Genomic DNA, 21556 nt, shown 5'->3' with positions numbered 1-21556 from the left:
AAGATTCAAACGGCACTATTGGGGAGTATTGCTCCGGTACCGACAATCGTACTCGCGGTACCAACCCTTTAGGGCATTCTTTGTTGGATAACCCAAATGCCGAATGGTCGCGTTAAGCCGCTTGCCAAGCCGGATATAGAGCTCAACCGCTCGAAGTCTGTCTGCGTAGGAATACACGAACTACCTCCCTGGTGGTCCAAGTTTTCGTCCGCACCCCCTTATGCGCCTAACCGTTTCAGTTCTGCGCGAAAACCAACAACCTCTCCTTTACACGGCCAATGCGGGCTTCAGGTGTTGCTCGCAGAATACCTTGAAGCTGGTGTGGCCGGTCGTTTCAGGTGTGCGGGCAGCGGTGTTATCGATACCTTCTTCCTTGGACCGGTACATATCGACATAGCCCTGAGCAACAGATTCGCTTGTGCCTCGGGCGAGGAACTGCTGCTTGAACTGGTCATAGGAAATCTGCTGGTAACGAACAGGTTGGCCAGTAGCCTCGGAAATGATCGCCGCCTGGTCGTCGAACGACAGATCTTGGGGGCCCAACACCGGAACCTCCTGCTGGCCGCTCCAGGCACGATCAGAGAACAGGCGGGCGGCCGCCGCAGCCATGTCCCGCGTTGCCGTGAACGGCAGCTTCCGATCGGAAGCGATCGGCCCGAAGAACATACCCTTGTCCTTCATGACACCGACCTGACGGGCTGTGTTTTCCATGAACAAGGGCATGGCCAGTGCGCGGAATGCTGCGCCGGTCTCCATCAAAAGGTCGTCCATGTGGATCGAGGCAGTAACCTTCCCTGCTCGATCCTGCCAGTCCGTTCCCCGGCCGATCGCGGTGATCGACAGGACGCGCGGGACAGAATGGCGGCGGAGCGCCTCAGCCGCGGGCTTGGTGAAGGAGAGATAGGCATCATCCAGGGACTTCGATCATGCGGGTGGCGTCAGCCAGAATACAGCATCGGCACCTTCGAAAGCGCGATCGACAACGGAGGCGTCACCGTGGGAAATTCTCGATCGCACGGCTTCACAACCTTGGCTCGCAGCTCCTGACCTACATCCGTTCCAACCGCAGTGCGGTCATAAACTATGGAAAGCGCTACCAGGCCGGGCCTCGCGTCGCTACGACCCTTGCCCAGTCGGCGGCAAATTCGCTGGTCGGAAAGCGAATGGTCAAACGGCGCGCACATGCTCATGCAGGTCCGGACGGCGAACTTCGCGATCGCTTGAGGGCACGGTTCCGAGAGCCAGAACTGAACGTGCCTTCGATGTTCAGTCCCAAGCCACCCCTCCTGGGTGTCGCGTGACTCCAGAGAAGTTGCCGGTCTTACCGACGAGATACATAAAGAATGGATGCGCAATCTGGCTGCCACACACCAGGTTTGTCGATAGAACGACTGGAAGCCACTTGTAACCGCATGAACACGACCTTCCAGAGGCAGGTGTGGAGGATTACTGCCCGCTAATCGCAGATCTCACATTGCCGGATCCTGACGATCGACATGGACAAGTAGCAGCCATCGCAGGGAAAGCCTCGGTGATCGTCACATGGAATCTCAAGGATTTTCCCGCGAAAACCCTCCTCGCTTCTGGTGTGACCGGCAAGTCGCCAGATGATTTCCTCATCGATCTCCATGCGGCGTTCCCTGAAGCGCCAGTCTCCTGTATCAGGAGTGGTGATCAGTTCCCCCGCGTCCTATCGGCCAAGAATTAGCGAGAGCCGGCCCGTTGAAGCGCTCGAGGAACAGTCGGTTAGCGTGGACGTTCAGTCAAATCTTTGATCTGTCGGAGCGACAATGCCTTCTTTGCCAATTTCTGGAACGCCAGACCTCGAACCCCGCAAGGGTAGTCCGAGCCCTCGACTGCCCGAGGAGGAATTCAAGCGGCGTTTCCTCAACCAGTTCCAGGATCCTGCCTATGAGCCGCTTTCTGCCGAACTTGCCAAAATCACCGAGGCGGCCTGGAACGCCTATGAGAACTCCAGGAAGAGTCCGAAGACGCGCAAGGCCGGTCCCGAATTCACAGACCCCGACTACGATCTGGCCATCGACTGGTTGGCTGCCCGTGAGGCCATCCAGGAAGCGCAGCGTCGGCATGAAGATCCTAACGGGCCGATCCGCTTTCTGCTGATCAACGGATCATCACGCAGCGAACATACCTGTCCAGGCGAGCTTTCGAAAAGCTTCCGGATGGTGGAAGCCGCCCGGGACGTTCTCGAGCAGGAGCCGCGGGTCAGCGTGGAAGTGCTCGATCTCAGCCGATTGGCCTCCGAATACGGCCGGCAGATCCATCCCTGCAAAGCCTGCTTTTCGACCGCTGCTGCTCTCTGCCATTGGCCCTGCTCGTGTTATCCAAACTATTCGCTCGGCCAGGTCCACGACTGGATGAACGACATCTATCCGCTCTGGATCGAGGCGCACGGTATCATGATCGTCACGCCGGTAAACTGGTACCAGACGTCCTCGCCATTGAAGCTGATGATCGACCGCCTCGTCTGCGCCGATGGGGGCAACCCCGACCCAACCTCCACCCACGGCAAACATGCATGCGAGGCAAAGGAGCTGGAGATGAAGGGCTGGGACTATCCACGACATCTGGAAGGCCGGCTGTTCTCGGTAATCGTCCACGGCGATACGGAGGGGGCGGAAAACGTACGCCGATCGGTTTCCGACTGGTTGAAGTCGATGGACCTCGAACCCGCCGGGACGCTGGCCGAGGTGGATCGCTACATCGGCTATTGGGAACCCTACGCGACAAGCCACACGGCATATGATAGGGATCAGGCTGTTCAGGAGGAAGTGCGAAATGCAGCTCGGACGCTGTACCAGGCAGCCGTCGCCAGGCGGCAGGGCCAGCGGATTTCAGCGGGCTTCAGCCTGAAGCAGCCCCGACAGAAGTAAAACGTCGGCCGAGCCGCTTAGAAGCGAAAAGCTAAATAAGCGCTTAGGAAAAAGAGCATTAGAAGGAGTTGCCGTCTATTAGAACGAAGAGGTCGTGCCGGCTTCCTCGGCCGCAGCCAGTGAATTTTGCAAAGAGTGTGTCGGACTGGCGCCGGCCGATCCAAGCGGAGAAAAGTCGGTTCTATAACCGTTGAAATCAGAGACGTAGCGTTTTCGTAGATCTTTTCCCCAAGCCCCCGAACCGATATTAACTCGGCCTGAGTCGCTATTCCGCCGCGGCGGCGAGGGCGCCCATGTCATTTAAGGCCGACGGGCAAGATGCTACCACATTGACGTCCAGACATTCTTCGCGTCGTACTCATTGCTTGCTGATGCACTTTCCTTCTTTGCAAGTAGAGGATTGTGCCATCCTTTCGTAATGAGGTAGTTCCTTCTGCCCCTGCTTTGCTACTCCTTCGTTGCTACTCTCGGCCGCCATCTTTGCGTAGCGATATGCCTGCTGCACATCCGTCTCGGTGCCTATTCCAAGCCAAAGTCGAGAGGCGACCACTAAATAGGCGAGGTCCATTCCCCCGTCAGCTGCCAATTTGTACCACTTGAAAGCTTCTTTCTCGTCCTGCGGTACGCCCGTTCCGTTCGAATAAAAGTAGCCGAGCACGAATTGTGACCCTCCATGCCCTCGCTCAGCAGCTTTTCTGTGCCAAACAGCCGACTGAGCGGGATCTTTATCTTCCAGTGAACGTGCAATGGACCATTCCGCTTCGAGATGCCCCAGATTTGCCGCGCGGAGCATCCAGTCGAAGCCGAGCTTTTCATCCTTCAGGACCCCCCAACCGTTCAGATACCCCATAGCTACCGCGAATTCGGACTCGGGCCGTCCTTGTCCTGTGGCTAGACCATAGTAGTACATGGCACGAGCGAAATCCTTGGGCACTCCGTTACCAAGCCTGAGGACATGGCCTGCACGAATTTGGGCATCAATCAGGCCGGCATCGGCTGCTTTGAACATCAGCTCGGCCCCCTTGGCAAGATCTTTGGGCACGCCCTCCCCTAGCTGGTGTCGCAAGGCCAGCACGTAATTCTGGCGGCGCTCCACGTCCTGACTCAGCTGGCGAAATTTCTCCTTGGGAGACATGATACCCGGCGGCAGTCCCCGTTCCTTGCGTAGGGTTTGGTAGCCGTCACAAACCGCTGTCTCGTTCAGCTTCTCCGCGTGGGCGGATGCACCCCGAAACTCTCGCAAGTAATTGATCCAGTCGTCGCACGATTTCGCGGAGATGAGGATCCCGCTGAAGCTCATATAGGACGAAATCACCTCCTGCTGCGCGGCATAGGCCCCAAGCATACAGTCGATCATCGCGAACTTGTAGCCGGTCAAAGCTTGTTCACAGTGGTCAGCCACCCGGGCCGCCTTCTGTTTTGGGTCACCGGGGCGATCAAACTCTTGCACCCTGAGGCAGTCGCGCCTCTCATCGGCGTTACTAACCTGCCGACAAATAGCCTGTCGGCGCTGCAGGTAGGCTTTCGGCTCCGGCGACGGCTCATCAATACGCCAGACGGAAACTTCCGTCTCGCCGAGCTTGAATTTCGTTTCAACAGAATTGGCGGTGTGAGGCGAGAGTGAAAGCAACGCCGCAAAAAGAAAAAGACGCGGAAACATGTGAAACCTCCAGCCTCCCAGTCAAACCGCCAATCGGCGGCCACGCAAGTTGAACTGTTGAGGGATGCATCCCACCCTTCAGTAGACTTGTTTCTCCGAAAGGATAGGCAGTTGCTCGCAGCGATTTGCTTTTATCTGAGGATGACTGCGGTTGTTCTAGTTGGAGGCTTCTGTATTGAGACCGATGGTATGGAACGCGGTACTGTTTCACGGGGGGCGACTTCTGCTTTCCTGCATTATTGCGATCGTCGCTCAAGGGCTGTGGTCCGGACTAGCCCATGCCGCAGTTGTCCGGGACTATGCGGGGAAATGGAGTGGCCAGGTCCATTGCCGAGGACAAGTGGCGAGCATCTTCCTTGAGGTGAAGGCCGATGGTCGCGGTCTCTTGAAGTTCGAGTACCCGCAAGGTGGCCTTGCCGGCGAATTTACCGTGATCACCACGGTCCGGTCGAATCACGGCGTCATCTTCAATGCCGGCAGGTGGATCAAGCGGCCGCCTAACGCGGCAAGCTTCACCCTCACGGGAAAACTCTCTGCCAACGGGAAAATGGTTGTTGGATCTGCCAACCGCCCTTGCGGCGAGTTTGATATCGCTCGAACCGATCCCCCTCCTAAGCCAGATCAACCGCCCAAAGTCGCAGAGAAAGCCCCTTCAAACGTTGCCACCTCCCCTGGGTCGCAAGGCTCGGTCTCAGTCGAGGGTGAGGTCTCGGCCTCCGATAGCGGGAATTCACTCAGGAGCAAGTTTGCGGCGGCGGCAAAAGCTTCGCAATCATCTCCTGAAACCGAGGGGAACACGGGTCAAAATAGCAGTAACGGCAGCGCTGGCGGCCTGATCCTTGCAGGCTTCTGGCAGGGCAACATCAACTGCGGTGCCAATGGAAACAAGAAGCTCTCGATACGCCTCACGCCCAGGGGCGCTGGTGCAACAGGCGAAATGATGATTTGGAAGGAAGAGGTGGGCGGCAGGCCAGCGTACCACTCTTCGTTTAGCCTCACTCAACTTAGAGCGGCAGATAGAGCTCAAGTCCAGGCCTCCGAAATCAAGGTCTTGAAGGACGACCTGCCACATGTCGAGACCTTCAAGACATTAAAACTTTCGATCGATCGTTGGCCAGAGACAACGTTGCCTTTTCCGGGCAGCATCAACGTCATGACCGGCCCAAACTGGGGCTGCTCAACATATGCATCGGTAAGCCTCTCCCACCCCGAAACATTGCAAATGGCTCTTGAGGAGCCGTTGAGGAACATGGCCGAGGTGCAAAAGACGGTGGCCGTCCCGGAGGGCGTTGCGACCTTTCGAGCCTGTAACGCTTCAACAACCGACGCATTTGCCGGCTGCCTGATCGAGGTATTCCGGACCGGCCTTCCAAGCGATTCCAGCCTGGCGACGAGCTTCGTGTATCATGTGGCAGAAACCTTGGTCCGTCCAAACCAGGTCCAGACGTGTGATGCTCAGCGCAAGCGGATCAAGAGCGATCTGGAAGTATTGCGCGGGCGCGGACTAAAGATCTTGTGGCAACCGGAGACCTGCCGGGCTGTTGCCGACCTTTATAGCGCGGTCGCCAATGGCGCTCCTTACTACGCAACCTGTTCCTCCGGAACGGAAACCGCTGCTGTCGCAGCATGCGCGCGTAAGATTCTCGATCACAAGATGCAGGCGACGATGGCCGCCTCGCTTTACGCAAAACTGGTGCAAGGATTGCCTGAGCCCACACACCGGACCGGCGGTTTAGGTAATCTTCTCGTCTACCAGCTTGGAGAGACGGCAAGGCAAGGCGGAAGCGGCACGGTGTCGAGCCGCTCATCGGAAATTTCGAATGAGCTATACGCTTGCAAAGCTAACTCTGAACACAAGGTATCGCCAGGCAAATTTGCCGAGGTGCTTAACGCCGCCAGGACCGGCATGGAGGAGCCATCTAACGCGCAATCGGCTTTGCCGCCGCTCTCTTGCGCCTCTTTCGGAGAAATGCTTGCAGCCACTGGCCTGATAACAGCGGGAGAAACGGAAGGTGTCGTCGGTTTCGACAAGTGCGGGCCTGATCGGCGCAATCGGCCGCCCCTGCGGACAGAGGTGCAGAAGAGCACCGCCTATCAGGTAACGGCGAAGATGTGTAACTCCGACCTCGTCTACTTCCTTCATGGGGAGCTTGGCAACATGGTGAGCGAGTTCGAATATCGGGACGCCACTTGTGTCCACGGGGCCTTCTCGTTTCCGCTGACGAAGTTCGGCTTCGACTTCGTGGCGAAAGAGTGCACGGCGGACGATGGTAAAGCCTCGTGCGAGGGGGAAGTTGTCATCTACTGCGATTCCACGAGCCGCGAGAAATTTTGGCAAGGACTAACCTGTGGCAATGCAGAATCCGTCTCGCTGCAGACCACGGCTTCCTACGCATATGACCAGTCGGCCTGCGAGTGGAAGCCTGTAGCTCAGGATGTTCGGAAGAACGAACGCAGGATCAACAGGTAGTTGCGTCCGCTGATGGCATTTGCACTGAATTCCGGAAAAGGAGTGAACCAAGGCTTTCGGGAGGCTCTAAAGCTTGTCTCGACGACCAGGAGGAAGGCGCACAGACGAAGTGACACTGACCTGCCACTGAGAATTTCCTCCAGATTGGATTAGAGTTCGGCCATCGAGGACGGACTTATGAAGAAGCAGAGATTTACGGAAGAGCAGATTATTGGGGTGCTGAAGGAGCAGGAGGCGGGCGTTAAGGTCGCTGATCTTTGCCGCAAGCACGGGATTCCGAGGCGACCTTTTACATCTATGGACTGTTCCCCCGTTGCAAGCTTGATGTTGAAGCGGTCTGACACTGGTCGATTGCAAACATCTATACGGCGTCATCATTTCCGAAGCGCCCAAATGGGGTATCCGCACACATACGCCTCAACAAATGGGAGACCTTGTCGGCCATTATAAAAGACAGGTTCTGTATGTGCCGGTCCGACCGTTCATTCCATTTCAAGCTTCAGCCTGCAATTCGCATGCCTGCCCTCAGGGATTGGCTTGGTACTCGCCACCGTGCTGAAGCAAGGCCCAAATCACCCTTGCGTTCTTGTTGGCGACGGCAACCGCTGCGCGGTTGTAACCACGCCTTTCCCTAAGCTCATTGACCCATCGGCTGGCAGGGTCGGATTTCCGTTGTGCTGTTCGCACCACTGACCTCCCGCCATGGACCAGAAGCGTACGCAGATGCTGACTGCCTCGCTTGCTGATTCCAAGCAGCACGCGGCGATCGCCGCTGGAATGTTGTCGCGGCACAAGGCCCATCCATGCAGACAGGTGCCGGCCATTCTTGAAGTCGGCTCCATCACCAACAGCGGCAACGACTGCCGTTGCAGTCTTTGGGCCGACACCACGTATCTTGGCGATCCGCTGGCAAACGTCGCTCTCGCGGAAGACGGCTTCGATCTGCTTATCGAAGTATCTGATCTTTTCGTTGAGTTGCAGAAGGAAGGCATGCAGGGTGCCGATGATATCGCGTGTCAGCTCGGTGATATCGATCATTGGATTGTTGAGATCTCCGGTATCGTTCGCTGGGCGATCGATGCCGACTTTGCGATCGCTACACCGCGCTCGAGGAGCAGGCCCCGCATCTGCGAGATTAGGGCGACACGATGATTGACCAACCTCTGCCTGGCGCGGTGGAGGCCCTGGATGTCCTGCTGGATGATAGATTTCTTCGGCACGAAGCGCATATGCGGCTGTTGAACGGCAATGCAGATGGCCTGGGCATCGTTGCCGTCATTCTTCTGGCCCTTCACGAAGGGCTTCACATACTGAGGAGCGATGATCTTGACCCTGTGACCCTGGGCCTCAAAATGCCGCTGCCAGTGAAAGGCACCCGTGCAAGCTTCGATCCCGATCAGGCATGGTGGAATAGCCTCGGTCACCTGCAGCAGCTGATCGCGCATCACGCGTCGTCTCAGGACAACCTGACCATCGGCGTCTACGCCATGAAGCTGGAACACATTCTTGGCGATATCAATTCCCAGAACCGCAACATCTGCCATGACAACCTCCTTTGTTGGCGCGACCAGTGTGACTGCGGGTTGGGGGAACAGTCCATCCCATTAACTGGAAAGCCAAATACGGCGGCATGGAGGTATCTGAGGCCAAGCGTCTCAAGGCCCTGGAGGACGAGAATGCCAAGCTGAAGAAACTGCTCGCCGAACAGATGCTGGACACAGCCGCACTCCGCGAGCTTCTTTCAAAAAAATGGTAGGGCCTGCCGCCAAGCGTGACGCTGTCGCGCACCTGAAGGCCATTATGGGCCTTTCGGAACGGCGGGCCTGCCAGATCATATCAGCAGACAGAAAGACGATCCGCTATCGATCCTCTCGACCGCCGGAGGTCGATCTGCGAGCGAAGTTGCGCGATCTGGCAAATGAGCGCCGCCGGTTTGGCTATCGTCGATTGTTCATCTTGCTTCGGCGCGATGGAGAGCCGTCCGGTGTCAATCGCATCTACAGGCTCTATCGCGAGGAAGGTCTTTCCGTACGCAAGCGGAAAGCCAGGCGTCGTGCTGTTGGCACGCGTGCCCCGATCCTCGTCGAAGCAAAGGCCAAAGCCCGCTGGTCTCTGGATTTCGTCCACGATCAGTTCGCCTGCGGCAGACGCTTCCGCATCCTCAATGTGGTCGATGATGTCACACGCGAATGCCTCGCGGCGATCCCGGATACACGATATCTGGTCGCCGTGTCGCGCGGGAGTTGACGACGCTTGTCGAGCGAAGGGGCAAGCCCGGCATGATTGTTTCAGACAACGGGACCGAACTGACCTCGAATGCCATCCTCGCCTGGTCGAAGGATCACAAGGTCGAGTGGCACTACATCGCGCCGGGAAGACCGATGCAAAACGGCTATGTCGAGAGTTTCAACGGCCGCATGCGCGACGAGTTGCTCAACGAGAGCCTGTTCTTCGGTCTTGATCATGCCCGCAGCGCCATTGTTGAGTAGGCCAACGATTATAACAATTTCCGGCCGCACTCATCGCTCGGATACCAAACCCCGGCGGATCATGCCGGGATCATCGCCGCAGCCGGATGAAACTTCAGTGGCAGGTCATAGTGCGTAGACGATCGGCCTGCTGCCGGGCTCTCGCCTCACCTGCATATCGGACGGCCACTAATACCGGTGCATACCGTTTTCATCTCTCCGGTTTCGTGGCGCAGATGGCAAAGCGCTCTTGCACCATGCGTTCTAGCCCTCGCAGGAAAGGCATCCTTCTGGCCTGCGCCCAATGGATATCGATCAGGTTACGATCCACGACAACATTCTCGAAGCCTGCCTGCTTGAGGAGATCGGCGACCGATACGGCCGGCATCTCCTGAGAGAAGTAGACCCGAGAGCGGATGCTCTGGTGACGCGCCATCATCTCGGGGCTCATGTGGCTCGCAGGCTGCTTGCTGGAGATTTTAGCCCAGAGCTTCTGCAGACCCTTGACCCAAGTTTCTCTGCCCATATTGCCATCGACGATCAGCACCTTGCCGCCTGGTTTCAGCACCGAAAACCATTCGCGGAAGGCGGCCGGCGGATCGACCAGGGTCCAAACCAGATGGCGGTTGGTGATGACGTCGTAGCTGTCCTTCGGCTCCATGGTATTCTCAGCATCGCCAATAACAAACTGGATGTCGGAGCGTCGCTTCTTCGCCTTCGCGCGTGCCCGTGACAACATCGCGTCCGACCAGTCCAGGCCAGTCACTTTGAACCCTGCATCGTTCATCAGATGAGAGATCACGGCTGTCCCGCAGGCGATATCGAGCGCCGCGCGACCCTTGCCCTCCCCGAGGTGTTTGCGGATCAGCCGCTGCCAGCCTTTCCGTTCGGCCTCGGAAAAGATTTCATGGCCGACACTCTCGTCGAACGTTGCAGCTCTCTCTGACCAGAAGTCTCTAATTTCATCGCGGATAGAGTAGTTTGACTTGGAAGCATCCATCATCGGCATCCCGGCGAAACATCAGATTGGAAATGCTCTAAAACATAAAACTTGATTAAACAAATCATATTTTATACGCCTGTGATCAGGACGAATGATTGGGGGAAATTTTTCAAATGAGTCTCGCGAAGATGATCGCAGTATCCACCGCCGCATTGGCAACCCTGCTGCCAATCTCGGCATTGGCCGAATCCTTCACCGTCACCGACGTTGTCGGACGCGAAGTCACTTTTGACAGGCCAGTACAGCGCGTCATCCTTGGCGAGGGCCGGATGCTCTACGGCCTCGCCCCTATCGAGAAGGAAGATCCTTTCGCCAAGGTCGTCGGCTGGCGCAACGACCTCAAGAACAACGACGGTGACGGGTACAACGCCTACGTGAAAAAGTTCCCCAAAGCGAAGGACATTCCATTCCTCGGCAACCTGACCGATGGAACGCTACAGACGGAAACCGTCGTTGACCTGAAGCCCGACGTTATGCTTCTCCCCATCGGCAACAAGAAGGCCGCCGATGAGGTGAAACTCGAGGAGATGCTAGACGGCATCGGCGTGAAGATAGTCTATATTGATTTCCGCGAGCACATCCTCGACAACACCGAGCCGAGCCTAAAGATCCTGGGCAAGCTGTTTGGGCATGAAGACCGCGCCGATGCAGTCGCCGCCTACTGGAAGCAGCAGATGGCGCGCGTCACTGACAAGCTGAAGCAAGCCAATCCCAAGAAGCCGAACGTCTTCATGTATCGCGCCGCCGGCCTCGTTGAATGCTGCGGCACCTTTGGACCAGATAATTTCGGCCTGATGGTTGACTGGGCCGGCGGGCACAATCTCGGCTCTGACTTTCTCCCCGGCTATACCGGCTCGATAAATGCTGAACAGGTCGTCGCGTCCAATCCCGACGTCATCGTCGCAACGGGCGCGAACTGGTCGAACACCAAAGACGCGAAGGACTTCGTCAATGTAGGTCCGAACGCCGCGGCTTCGGTAGAGGACAGCCGCGAGGCGCTCAACGCACTGATGAAGAACCCCGCCTTCACCGGCTCGAAGGCCGTCGCAGACGGCCGTGTCCATGCGATCTGGCATCAGTTCTACACCAGCCCCTATCAGTTCGTCGCTGTGCAGCAGATGGCCAAGTGGTTCCACCCCGAGCTCTTCGCCGATCTCGACCCCGACGCCACCTTCGAAAAATTCCACGAGAGGTTCCTGCCCGTCGACTACGATCCAGGATATTGGGTTGACGCTAAGGCAGCAAAGTAAACTCCTATGGCAGAGATTGCCGCAACAACAAGCGAAGCAGAAGCCGGGCAGGCACGTTACCGGGCCCTTACTCGGCGCAAGCTTGTGATACTCGCAACGATGACCGCGGCTCTTTGTCTGTCATTTGCCGTCGATCTGGCTTGGGGACCGGCCCGGTACAGCCTGCCTGAGGTCGTCTGCGCCCTCATTGATCCCGGATCCGTATCGGCGCAGGTTAGAGCAGTTGTCTGGGATATTCGAATGCCGGTCGCCGTTATGGCGATCGTCGTTGGCGCCTCGCTCTCGGTTGCGGGAGCGCAGATGCAGACCATCCTTGCCAATCCTTTGGCAAGCCCCTTCACACTCGGTATTTCCGCCGCCGCAAGCTTTGGCGCGGCGCTCGCGATCGTGACCAGTGTAGCTGTACTTCCCGTTGCCGCCGGTCTCCTCGTACCGGTCAATGCATTCATCATGGCACTGGTCGCGACACTCTTCATCCATTTCATCTCACAAATGCGTGGCGTTACTGTGCAGACCGTGGTGCTGCTCGGCATCGCGCTGGTCTTCACCTTCAATGCAGCTCTCGCCTTCCTGCAATACCTGGCGACGGAACAGGCCCTCTCAGCGGTCGTCTTCTGGACCATGGGTAGCCTCACCAAGGCGACCTGGCCCAAAATCTGGATGACGCTGGCCGTGTTACTGATTTCGCTGCCGCTCTTTGCCCGCAACGCCTGGGCACTAACCGCCATCCGATTAGGGGAGGACAAGGCGGCGAGCTTTGGCGTCGATGTCCGCCGTATACGGCTGGAAACAATGTTGATCATCTCACTTCTCGCTGCGGTGCCGGTAAGCTTCGTTGGCACTATCGGGTTTGTAGGCCTTGTTGGCCCGCATATCGCTCGCATGATCCTCGGGGAGGACCAGCGCTTCTTCCTGCCCGGCTCCATCCTTTCGGGCGCGCTGCTCCTGTCACTCACGTCGATCGTCTCGAAGTCGATCATCCCGGGCGTGGTCTTCCCGAACGGCATCATCACGGCGCTCGTGGGGGTGCCGTTCTTCTTCTCGCTCATTCTCTCCAACAGGAGCCGCTCATGGTAGCGCTTCAACTGCAGTCGCTCGGCGCCTATCATGGCCGCAAGCTCTTCGTCGAGGATGTAACAACACCGATCATGAGATCGGGAGAGGTCGTCGCGGTCATCGGTCCGAACGCCGCCGGCAAATCGACACTCTTCAAGCGCATCACCGGGCTGCTGAAAGGGCCGGGTAACGTAGTGATCGAGGGCGCCGAGGCTAAAAACGCTATCAGCTACATGCCCCAAGACACGTCCGCAAACGCTGTGCTGACCGTCTATGAGTCCGTTCTTCTCGCACGCAAGCAGAGCCAATCCTGGGCCGTCAGCGATCACGATCTGCGTTTCATCGACGACATTATGAAAGCGTTGAACATCACACCGATTGCCTTTCGCGATCTCGGCGCCCTTTCCGGCGGCCAACGACAGCTCGTGTCTATCGCTCAGGCCCTCGTGCGCGAACCCGCGATAATGCTTATGGACGAGCCGACGTCGGCGCTCGATCTGCATCGCCAGGTCGAGGTTCTGGACTTCATGCGGAGGCAGGCGCGCACGCTCGGCATGATCGTGCTCATTGCCATCCACGACCTCAACCAGGCGCTCCGTTTCGCCGACAAGGTCCTGGTGATCCGGAATGGCCGCATGCTGGCCTGCGGCAATCCTCGGGAGGTGGTGACCGCTGACATGCTGCGCGACGTCTACAAGATCCATGCGCGTATCGAACAATGCTCCATGGGCCATGACCACGTGATCGTGGACGGCACCGCGCATTAAGCTCTGATATCACTCTCTTTGCAGTCGATGAGATACGAACCTGTGACCTGCTACCGCAAACGCTAGCGTCTGGCGTCGCTCCAGGTCGGTGATAGCGCTTTGCGAGGTGGTCAGGGTCCTGGATGCACCTTCAGCAGAAACGTTCGAGCAGACTTAAGACCTCCCGGCCAAAGCCCCCTCCACCGCTCTCAGGATGCGTATCTCGTCATAGGGTTTATCGAGTACGTCATCGAACAAGTCAGGATGCGCTCGCCCGATGCTTGCCTGTGCGCCACTCACCAGGATGATGGGAATGGCGGATAGCTCCTCATCAGCCCGCAAGGCCTGCGCGAGTTCCAGCCCAGTCATCAGCGGCATCATGAAATCCGTGATCACGAGGTCCGGACGTTTCTCCTTCACCAGAGAAAGTGCCGCCTGCCCGTGTGGCGCGGCTGCCACCTCGTGGCCAGCCTCCTCAAGCATGACGCTCAAAACATCTGCTACCAGAAACTCATCTTCCGCAATCACGATCATGGCCATGTCAAACGCTCCCGTTTCCTCGACATGACGCGGTCACGTTGGAAGGGGTGTTGCCAGTCCTGTGGCGGCATTGACAACGGGTGGAAGCGGAACATCGATCCTTATGCCCGTGTTCCCGAAGCTGACCTCGTGCATCGCGGGGTCAAAGGCGCTGTCTCTGACCTTCAGGACCGACAGCGCCTTCGTGTAGCGATACTCAGCCTCGATGTGGCGTAGCATGACAAGATTATCGATCAGGCTGGACAGTTCCGATCCTGGTGCCGTCAGCGTCGGTCCGAAAAGGTCGCGGAGTTCCCAGGTGGCTATGGTCGTGACCCCCAGTGCTCGCAGTTCATTGGTCAGAGCGGAGAAGAATTCGGTCATCCGCGGCTGATAGACGGCCGCGCGTTGTAAGCCGCCCAAGCCATCAAGAAAAAGCCTCTTCACCTTGCGCCGTCTGACCGCCTGAAGAAGCTGGTGCCCCAGCTTGTCCAGCAGGTTCTCGGTCATGGGCTCCCAGATGATTTCCAGATCACCTGCGTCAATAGGACCGTCAATGTCCAATCCCAGCGCCCTAGCCTTTGCCCGGAGGCGGGTGGGGGTCTCATAGAACCCAAAATGAAGTGCTGGTTCCTCTCTGCTGGCATTGGCAAGGAAACTAAGGCCGACGGCAGTCTTGCCCGCGCCTGAAGGCCCGAACACCAAGGTCACAGAACTTGCCGGCAGCCCACCGCCCAGCAGTTCATCCAGTCCTTCGACACCTGAAGCTACTGGCGTCAATGATGGCTCATCCTGGGTAGATGGACTTCGAAGTGCCGCTTCAAGGCGAGGGTAGGCGGTGAAACCGGATGATGTGATCTCGAACTGGTGGAGCCCTCCAAGAGCTGGGCTTCCTCTGGACTTCTTTACCTGAAGCCGCCTGACCGAACGTACGCCCGGGACTTCCTCGTGGAGTTCGATGACACCATCAACCATAGTGTGTTCCGGGCTGTCGTCCGCGAACCTGGTGCTGGTTAGGAAGAGCACGCTGCATCCTACGAAGGCGGCCTGGCTCTGAATTTCCGCGACAAAAGTCTTAACATCAAGCGGGGAGTCTGCCCGGTCTCTGGCATTCAGCAGCCCGTCGAAGACCAGCAGTGTCGCGCCTTGCCGGGCAATCTCCTTGCGCACCAGCTCGACAACGGCGGACAGGCCACTATCACGGAGCGTTTGGAAGACGCTCACATAGGATATGGTCACTCCAAGCTGACTGCGGTCGAAGAAATCGAGTGTCCCCAGCACCTGGAAGAGCCGATCATGGGTCTCCGCTAGCAGGGTTATATACAGGACCTTACGTCCTGCCCCCACGTTCGCAAATGCGACTTGATTGGCCAGGATGGTCTTACCCGCTCCTGGCTGCCCCTGAACTATGTACGCAGCGCCCTCGACGAAGCCGCCACCCAATATCTGGTCGAGGCCTTCTACGCCGCTGATGATCCTCGGAAGAGATTGTGTCACTTGGATTTCCCGCCTGTTCCCCGCACTACACTAGGGTGGCGCGCCTGTTTTGCAACCGCCCTTTGCCTAACTTTCGCCCAGCGCCAAATCTGTTTACTGCTTTATCCAATCGACCGGCGAAGAGGGCACAGAGCGGCGCGCTCCCGACATTCTCCTGCAATCGCGCTGCCTGCCTTTCCTCGGAAAGGCCAGGATTTTGTGAACATGGTATTAGGAGTTCAACCGCCCATCATTGTTGCTAGTTGAGCTGTTCGCTGGTGCGCAAAGCCGGCGTGGTACGTGCTGGCTTGGGCTCCTATCTCATAGATTCAGCCGCTGCTCGTGCCAGATCGTTGAGAGCTTTGTGACGTGACGCCGCTTCCAGCAGAGCAGGAACAGTGTCGCTGCCTTCGCGAAAGAGGTTGATGAAGACTGACGCAGCTAACTCGCTTTCCATGCTTTGACGCCTCAGACCGCATTGTGAGCTCCACTGGTCCAGCGCCTCTTCCAGTATGGCCAGTTCTGCGGGACCGAATGTCCTATCGAGGAATTTCTTCATCACGATGTCCTCATCTTCGGCTCCATGTGGCTAAGCGCATTCAAAGCTTCAATGGCTAAGCTGCTGCCAACCCAAGTCGCATGAGCAGCCTCAAAGTCCGAAATGCGGGCGCAAATCAGTCATCGCCTCGCTCTTGAAAGGATTCGGATCAACGACCATGTTGGCTCATCCGCGGAGGTTCTATAACCGGATGGAATCGTTGATTTTAAGCCGCGGCTGACGGTCTGGGAAAAACGTTAGAGTAGACGGCCTTCTTTGGTCAGCCGGATTACCGTTTTCACCCCGAGTTAGATGGATTGAATGTTTCGCCAAAGAAAGCCTAGAACCGCAAGCGTTTTTTCCTTGGGAATACCGGCCAATCTCCGGTTGATGGCGCAAGCGGTCCGGCCTCGACGAACGATCGCAGGTAAGTCGCGAGTCGCCGACCCGCGTCTTCGTGGAAATTGTCCCGCTTAAGACTGTCATTGAAGTCGGCGATCGCTCGGACTGACAGCATTCCAACATCTTGCTCCGCAAAAGCTGTGGCAGCGGCAGCGCTTGCGCTTCCCCGATCAATCGCAATGATCTGCCGCAAAACTTCCCTCGGGTCGAAGACCGAGCTGACGACGCCTCTGATTGAAAGAATCGTGCCGATATGGACATTTGCCCTCTCCTCTCCTCGAAATCTGGCAAGTGAGCGAGCACCAGCGAGAAGAGTTGGGTCGGAAGCCACCAACTCCGGCATGGGCCTGAAGAAATCAACACCTTCGAATCCCGACGTGAGCGTTGAACCGACTACGATGTCGCCGAGCGACTGAGATCCTGGATCCATTCCTGCTGCCAACCCGCAGACAATCACGAAGCGGGGCAACCACGTGGCGATAATGGAGGCGGTTGCGAGTGCCACCCGCACATCGTCGGAATGGCGAAGCACACACAGGACAACACGATAGTCACCTCTTGAACTCCTTATCGATCCGCGGAAGTGGTCCCCGGCGGGCGTCTCGCCGACGAACTGCAACTCATGAAACTCCGAAATCAGACCCGTTGATACGCTATTGCGATCGGCAATAATCACCAAGTCAACGCTTTGCTCAGCAAGCTGTGCTGAAAGATCGAGAACCTGCCGTTCGTTCAGTTTGAGCCTGTGATGAGAGAGTGTGTCCCGAACGAACCGTTCATGAGCCCGTTTCATCGCGCGCAGGCGAATATCGGTGAAATATGTCTCGTTCTTGTCAATCAGGCTATGATGCGTGGGGCAAAGGATAATGAGGTTGTCTTCAACGTGATGCTGGTTCTTCGATCTGAGCGGATCATGGCGTGGACCGTTGGGCTGAGGCGAGTTGATGTGGCAGATCTCAGCAAGAAACACTCCCGAGCTGTCGAGTAATTGGGTCGGACATTTTTCAAACGCACACAGCCCGCCACAGGCCATGAAAACAGACTTCAGCGTTTTGGTACTCGGACTTCCAATTTTATCTGCCATCACAAAGCTTTTGCACCCTATAGGCCTGGTATGCGCCACCGCTTAGTCGGTATCACCATGGTTGCAAAACAGCATAAAATCTACGCATGTAATGCAAGCCCAAATCTTCGAATTCACGTAAATCTCACATGACATACGATTTCAAAACGCTTTCACATCCCGACTTCGAAGATCTCGTTCGCGACTTAATAGGCAGACGTCTCGCCGTGACGTTCGAGGCCTTCTCAGCCGGACCCGACCAGGGCATCGATGGACGGCATTCGAAGGCCGGCAAAACCACGATCCTGCAGGCAAAGCACTACGCGGGCTCACCCTTCTCTACCCTGAAAGCTGCGATGAAGAAGGAGCGGTCCTCCATTGATGCGCTGCATCCCGACAAATATCTGCTTGCAACCTCTATAAGTCTCACGCCCGCCCGCAAGAAGGCTCTTTCGACAACAATCGGCCCCGCGCTAAGGGATGAGCGCGATATCTTTGGCCAATCTGATTTAAACGGCCTGCTACGCGCATTTCCTGACGTCGAGAAAAGTCATATAAAGTTATGGCTTTCCAGCAGTGGCGTCCTTGATCGCGTGCTTCATGCCGCAGCGCACGCTTTTGCAGCGATAACCCGCGCCGAGATCGAGGCCAAGGTTAAGGTCTACGCGCAAAACCCCAGTTTTTCTCAGTCGGCCACGAAACTCGAGGAACAGCACGTCCTGATCATCTCAGGTCCCCCTGGTGTGGGCAAGACAACGCTCGCCGAGATGTTGGCTTACGCCTATCTTGCTGAAGGCTGGGACCTGATCCCGATTATGAACCTGACCGACGGCTTTGCCGCAATTAACGACACCAAGAAGCAAGTTTTTATCTTCGACGATTTCCTGGGACGTATCGCACTCGATCGTCAGGCACTTTCGATGAAAGATTCAGAACTCGCGCGGTTTCTTCGACGGGTCAAGTCGTCACCCAACGCCCGGTTCATTCTCACCACCCGCGCCTACATTTTTGAGGAAGCGCGGCGGGTATCGGAGCATCTCGCGGACCACCGGCTAGATGTCACGAAGTACGTCCTCGATGTCGGAATCTATACGCGTCGTATACGCGCTCGCATACTTTACAATCACCTCTCCGTTGCAGGCACCGATAGCAGTCACATCCGTGCGCTAGTTGAAACAGGCACGATCGAGAAAATCGTCGATCACAAGAATTACAATCCACGCATCATCGAATGGATGACCGACAAGCTGCATTCCCACGGCATCGATGCATCCGAATATCCAACCGAATTTCTAGCTACTCTCAACAACCCGTCTCGGCTTTGGGACATCGCGTTTCGAAACCATATTGATGCGCGCTCAAGACACCTGCTCTATACGTTGTTCTTCTGCCAAGAGTTCGGCGAAGATCTCGCCGAGGTCCGCGTCTCCTTCGAGGCTCTCCACGCATACCTCTGCCAAAAATACGGGCAAACGCGCGATCCTAAGGACTTCGAGGAGTCCGTAAAAATCCTTGAAGGGAGCTTTATCAACATCCGCGGCACGAAAATATCCTATGTTAACCCGTCATTTCGAGACTACATGGCGGGCTATCTGCAGGATGGCGCGATGCTGCGAGACTTCGTAGCGCCCGCTGCCCGCTTCGGATGGGCCAACGCGATCTGGCGGTTTGCCGCGAGAAGTCGCGATCCGGGAACGACAGACCCTGAACTTGCAAAGGCATTCATTCCGATAGTGCCCATATTGAGCGGCACGTCCATCGAAAAAGACGCATGGTTTGGAGCCGTTGGATCTGGCAGCGAACGGCTTGAATTTCTGCTTCAGCTCTGGACCCACAGCCAGTCAGATGTATTTGCAGAGGCTGCTTTCGCCATTGCAGAAAATCCCACTGTCAGCTGGAAGGCCTGGCGGGACGGAACGAATTTGATTGAGCTGACAGCCAACTTAAGGGACGGCGGATATTATGACAATTTCCCTAACCCCGAACGCCTCGCGCGCCGACTGGAGTCCCGTGTCGCGGAAATGCTGCGGTCCGGCGTCGATACCGATGATCTGGAACTAATGTCCGATGCTGTCGAGGAAGCCAAGCAGCTCCTGAGCCCTGAACTCATTCACGCCACCCAAACGGCAATCGAAACAGAAATCGAGCTCGCCGGCCAGCGCGCCGCCGATACCGATTCTGAATCCACCTTGGAAGAACGCATAAGCAGTCTTTCGAAGCTGGCGCCTCGTGCAGATATACCCTCAGACAGACTCGACTGGTCAATCGCCGCAATTACCGAAAGAATCCAGGCGATAAGGGAGGAGACTGAAAAGGAGGATGGTCCAGACTTCACCCCGCCCAAACCGGAGGTCGATGTTTTCGACGACGCGCAGCTGCGCGACCTGTTTGCGTTATTGCTCACAGATTAAAGCAGGCTGCGACACCGACCTTGCAAGTTGTCGCTGTCATGCAGCGATGGCGCGATCCTCAGAATAGGCAAAAACCCTAGGCGTCGCGACTGCCGTGCCCTCAAAATTGCGACTGATTTCAATGGAGATCAGCGTATCGCCGGGGAAGGCCGGGCTCAGTTCCAAGGTAAGGTAGTCAAATAGCGCCCGCTCGTGCACAGCGACCACCAGCTGCTTGCCCAAACCCTTGGAGAGAGTCCTTAGGAGGGCCGCAAATTGCGCGATGTGAACGTCGTCCATCGACTGGACCGGATCGTCCAAGACAAGCCACGGCATGCGGGCTGGAACCGAAAGATGCAGGGCTAGGAATAGTGTCAGCGCTGCCGTATTAAGATTGCCCTGGCTGAGCATTGCACCGGGCGAACCGGACACTTTGCCCGATCGATGGATTGTTTCAAGGACGGCCTCGACACTTCCCTTTTCTGATTGCGGAAGCCTGAAGCTGGGGACAAACTGTTCGGAAGGCGCAAGGCGGACGAACAGATCCCGCCAGACCTTGTTCAAGGTATTGTTGAACACCGACGTGACAATCTTCGAGCGCGCTCTATCGGCGGCCTCTGCCAAATCCTTCGCATGTTCGCGAACAAGGTCCACACCTGCGACAGCATCCTCCAACTCTTTGGATCGTGCCAGCAGCTCTTTCCGTGCGGCTTCGAGTTCCTGAACGAGCTGGATATCATTCTCGAGCAGGCCCAATTCTGAAGTGGCCCGAACACGTGTCGATATCAACGCCTCCGCGGCGCTGATTTGCTGATCAATCGTTTCGATCGTCTGCGCCAGCGCGTCTTGCGGATTGGCAAATGCGCTAACCCTCTGTCCGCCGGCTTCAAAAACCAGGCGGTCAATCTCAGGCAGGATCGACGTGGACGTGTCGTCCTGGCGTCGTGACAACGCAGCAACGCTCTGCGCAGCCGAAGCTTCACGGGTCAGGCGGGTCCCGTCGCTGGCAGCACCCGACAGCACCCCGAGCCGCTGTCCATAACCTTCCATGTTGCCGGCACGATTAGTAAGCTCCGCGCGCTCCTCGGGCGAAAGCACCGACCGCTCTACTCCAAGCTTTTCGCGCCTAGCCTGGTCAAGTCTGGTTGTCTCTTCGGCCCGCTCTGTGGCAAGAGACTGAAGGCGGCCGGCCTCGGTTGTCAAAGTGCCTATCTTGGTCGCGATATGAGCCGAAAGCGGACCACTTTGATGTTCGCTGTAGTCACGATCGCAAACCGGGCAGATCTCACCTGCAACATGCGGCGCTATCCCGGCTAGTGCGTTTGCAAGTGTTCGCACGTCCTGCGCGCTTGCCTGGAGAAGACGATCAAGCTCCCCAACTCTGTCGTTTGACCGCTGTATCGTGGCTTCGGCTTTCGCAAGCGTGACAGACGCTTCATCACCTGCCGCCAACAATGATCGGCAACGCTTTGCCTCGTCGACCACCCGTTGCAAGGCCGCTTTATGCAGAGCCTCTGGATCTGCATCGAATGATGGGAGGTCCGGAAAGAATGGCCTTATTTCGTCGAGTAATGTCTGTGTTGATTTGCACTGAGAGCTGACCCGGGATTGCGGGAAATTA

The 21556-nt window shown here is 57.0% G+C and carries 13 protein-coding genes and 4 pseudogenes; 8 read left to right on the top strand and 9 right to left on the bottom strand.

Translation table 11 applies throughout. From position 1 onward, the window contains the following. Window positions 1-267 precede the first annotated feature (267 nt). Window positions 268-756, bottom strand: a complete 489-nt coding sequence (locus M0654_RS22260; protein WP_248684955.1) for an NmrA family NAD(P)-binding protein — start codon at window positions 754-756, stop codon at window positions 268-270. A gap of 1034 nt (window positions 757-1790) precedes the next feature. Between M0654_RS22260 and M0654_RS22255 the strand changes: the two genes are divergently transcribed. Beyond that, window positions 1791-2894 carry a flavodoxin family protein gene (locus M0654_RS22255; RefSeq protein WP_248684954.1) on the top strand — a complete coding sequence of 368 codons (1104 nt, stop codon included), beginning with the start codon at window positions 1791-1793 and terminating at the stop codon, window positions 2892-2894. Window positions 2895-3252: 358 nt separating this feature from the next. Here M0654_RS22255 and M0654_RS22250 read toward each other — a convergent pair whose 3' ends face one another. Next, window positions 3253-4554 (bottom strand): tetratricopeptide repeat protein, encoded by a 1302-nt coding sequence (locus tag M0654_RS22250; protein WP_248684953.1) that lies wholly within the window; start codon window positions 4552-4554, stop codon window positions 3253-3255. 340 nt (window positions 4555-4894) lie between these two features. Between M0654_RS22250 and M0654_RS22245 the strand changes: the two genes are divergently transcribed. Both M0654_RS22245 and M0654_RS22240 read left to right on the top strand, forming a co-directional pair. After that, window positions 4895-7024: a hypothetical protein gene (locus M0654_RS22245; protein WP_248684952.1), complete on the top strand. Its 2130-nt coding sequence runs from the start codon at window positions 4895-4897 to the stop codon at window positions 7022-7024. A 177-nt stretch (window positions 7025-7201) separates the two neighbouring features. Continuing rightward, window positions 7202-7300 (top strand): annotated as a pseudogene (locus M0654_RS22240) (transposase); the annotation flags it as partial. A gap of 249 nt (window positions 7301-7549) precedes the next feature. On the opposite strand, the pseudogene M0654_RS22235 reads toward M0654_RS22240, so the two are convergent. Then, window positions 7550-8568, bottom strand: a pseudogene (locus tag M0654_RS22235) (IS110 family transposase). Between the two features lie 62 nt (window positions 8569-8630). Between M0654_RS22235 and M0654_RS22230 the strand changes: the two are divergent. After that, window positions 8631-9603 (top strand): annotated as a pseudogene (locus tag M0654_RS22230) (IS3 family transposase); the annotation flags it as partial. Between the two features lie 100 nt (window positions 9604-9703). On the opposite strand, the gene M0654_RS22225 reads toward M0654_RS22230, so the two are convergent. Then, a complete protein-coding gene (locus M0654_RS22225; RefSeq protein WP_248684951.1) occupies window positions 9704-10492 on the bottom strand; it encodes a methyltransferase domain-containing protein in 789 nt (262 codons plus the stop codon). Between the two features lie 116 nt (window positions 10493-10608). On the opposite strand from M0654_RS22225, the gene M0654_RS22220 reads away from it, so the two are divergent. From M0654_RS22220 to M0654_RS22210, 3 genes are read left to right on the top strand one after another with little or no spacing between them, the layout of a single operon-like run. Further along, on the top strand, window positions 10609-11745 hold the full coding sequence (locus M0654_RS22220; protein ID WP_248684950.1) for an ABC transporter substrate-binding protein: 1137 nt from the start codon (window positions 10609-10611) through the stop codon (window positions 11743-11745). A 6-nt stretch (window positions 11746-11751) separates the two neighbouring features. After that, window positions 11752-12822, top strand: a complete 1071-nt coding sequence (locus M0654_RS22215) for a FecCD family ABC transporter permease (RefSeq protein ID WP_248684949.1) — start codon at window positions 11752-11754, stop codon at window positions 12820-12822. Beyond that, window positions 12816-13568, top strand: a complete 753-nt coding sequence (locus M0654_RS22210) for an ABC transporter ATP-binding protein (RefSeq protein WP_248684948.1) — start codon at window positions 12816-12818, stop codon at window positions 13566-13568. Before M0654_RS22215 ends, M0654_RS22210 begins: the two co-directional genes overlap by 7 nt. Before the next feature lie 153 nt (window positions 13569-13721). Here the strand turns inward: M0654_RS22210 and M0654_RS22205 are convergent, their stop codons facing one another. The 4 genes from M0654_RS22205 to M0654_RS22190 all read right to left on the bottom strand — a co-directional run bounded on the left by M0654_RS22205 (window position 13722) and on the right by M0654_RS22190 (window position 17566). Then, window positions 13722-14087 (bottom strand): response regulator, encoded by a 366-nt coding sequence (locus M0654_RS22205; protein ID WP_248684947.1) that lies wholly within the window; start codon window positions 14085-14087, stop codon window positions 13722-13724. A 33-nt stretch (window positions 14088-14120) separates the two neighbouring features. Next, the gene (locus tag M0654_RS22905; RefSeq protein WP_248684946.1) at window positions 14121-15563 is read right to left on the bottom strand and encodes an ATPase domain-containing protein; all 1443 of its coding nucleotides are present in this window, start codon (window positions 15561-15563) and stop codon (window positions 14121-14123) included. Between the two features lie 295 nt (window positions 15564-15858). Further along, a complete protein-coding gene (locus M0654_RS22195) occupies window positions 15859-16101 on the bottom strand; it encodes a hypothetical protein (protein ID WP_248684945.1) in 243 nt (80 codons plus the stop codon). Between the two features lie 319 nt (window positions 16102-16420). Beyond that, complete coding sequence (locus M0654_RS22190; RefSeq protein WP_248684944.1) at window positions 16421-17566, bottom strand: phosphorylase family protein; 1146 nt, start codon at window positions 17564-17566, stop codon at window positions 16421-16423. A gap of 128 nt (window positions 17567-17694) precedes the next feature. On the opposite strand from M0654_RS22190, the gene M0654_RS22185 reads away from it, so the two are divergent. Further along, window positions 17695-19956, top strand: coding sequence for an ATP-binding protein (locus M0654_RS22185; protein WP_248684943.1), 2262 nt, complete (start codon window positions 17695-17697; stop codon window positions 19954-19956). 36 nt (window positions 19957-19992) lie between these two features. Here M0654_RS22185 and M0654_RS22180 read toward each other — a convergent pair. After that, window positions 19993-21556 (bottom strand): annotated as a pseudogene (locus M0654_RS22180) (AAA family ATPase); the annotation flags it as partial.

The organism is Neorhizobium turbinariae (assembly GCF_023223505.1).
GTDB classification, from domain to species: Bacteria; Pseudomonadota; Alphaproteobacteria; order Rhizobiales; family Rhizobiaceae; genus Neorhizobium; species Neorhizobium turbinariae.
The sequence above is the reverse complement of the archived record's forward strand: the minus strand, read 5'-3'. Positions and strand labels throughout refer to the sequence as shown.

What these genes read in the sequence shown, in the direction of transcription:
- M0654_RS22185 (WP_248684943.1), top strand. Translation starts at nt 17,695, where the DNA reads ATGACATACGATTTCAAAACGCTTTCACATCCCGACTTCGAAGATCTC.
- M0654_RS22260 (WP_248684955.1), bottom strand. Translation starts at nt 756, where the DNA reads ATGGAGACCGGCGCAGCATTCCGCGCACTGGCCATGCCCTTGTTCATG.
- M0654_RS22225 (WP_248684951.1), bottom strand. Translation starts at nt 10,492, where the DNA reads ATGGATGCTTCCAAGTCAAACTACTCTATCCGCGATGAAATTAGAGAC.
- M0654_RS22210 (WP_248684948.1), top strand. Translation starts at nt 12,816, where the DNA reads ATGGTAGCGCTTCAACTGCAGTCGCTCGGCGCCTATCATGGCCGCAAG.
- M0654_RS22205 (WP_248684947.1), bottom strand. Translation starts at nt 14,087, where the DNA reads ATGGCCATGATCGTGATTGCGGAAGATGAGTTTCTGGTAGCAGATGTT.
- M0654_RS22250 (WP_248684953.1), bottom strand. Translation starts at nt 4,554, where the DNA reads ATGTTTCCGCGTCTTTTTCTTTTTGCGGCGTTGCTTTCACTCTCGCCT.
- M0654_RS22190 (WP_248684944.1), bottom strand. Translation starts at nt 17,566, where the DNA reads ATGGCAGATAAAATTGGAAGTCCGAGTACCAAAACGCTGAAGTCTGTT.
- M0654_RS22215 (WP_248684949.1), top strand. Translation starts at nt 11,752, where the DNA reads ATGGCAGAGATTGCCGCAACAACAAGCGAAGCAGAAGCCGGGCAGGCA.
- M0654_RS22220 (WP_248684950.1), top strand. Translation starts at nt 10,609, where the DNA reads ATGAGTCTCGCGAAGATGATCGCAGTATCCACCGCCGCATTGGCAACC.
- M0654_RS22255 (WP_248684954.1), top strand. Translation starts at nt 1,791, where the DNA reads ATGCCTTCTTTGCCAATTTCTGGAACGCCAGACCTCGAACCCCGCAAG.
- M0654_RS22195 (WP_248684945.1), bottom strand. Translation starts at nt 16,101, where the DNA reads ATGAAGAAATTCCTCGATAGGACATTCGGTCCCGCAGAACTGGCCATA.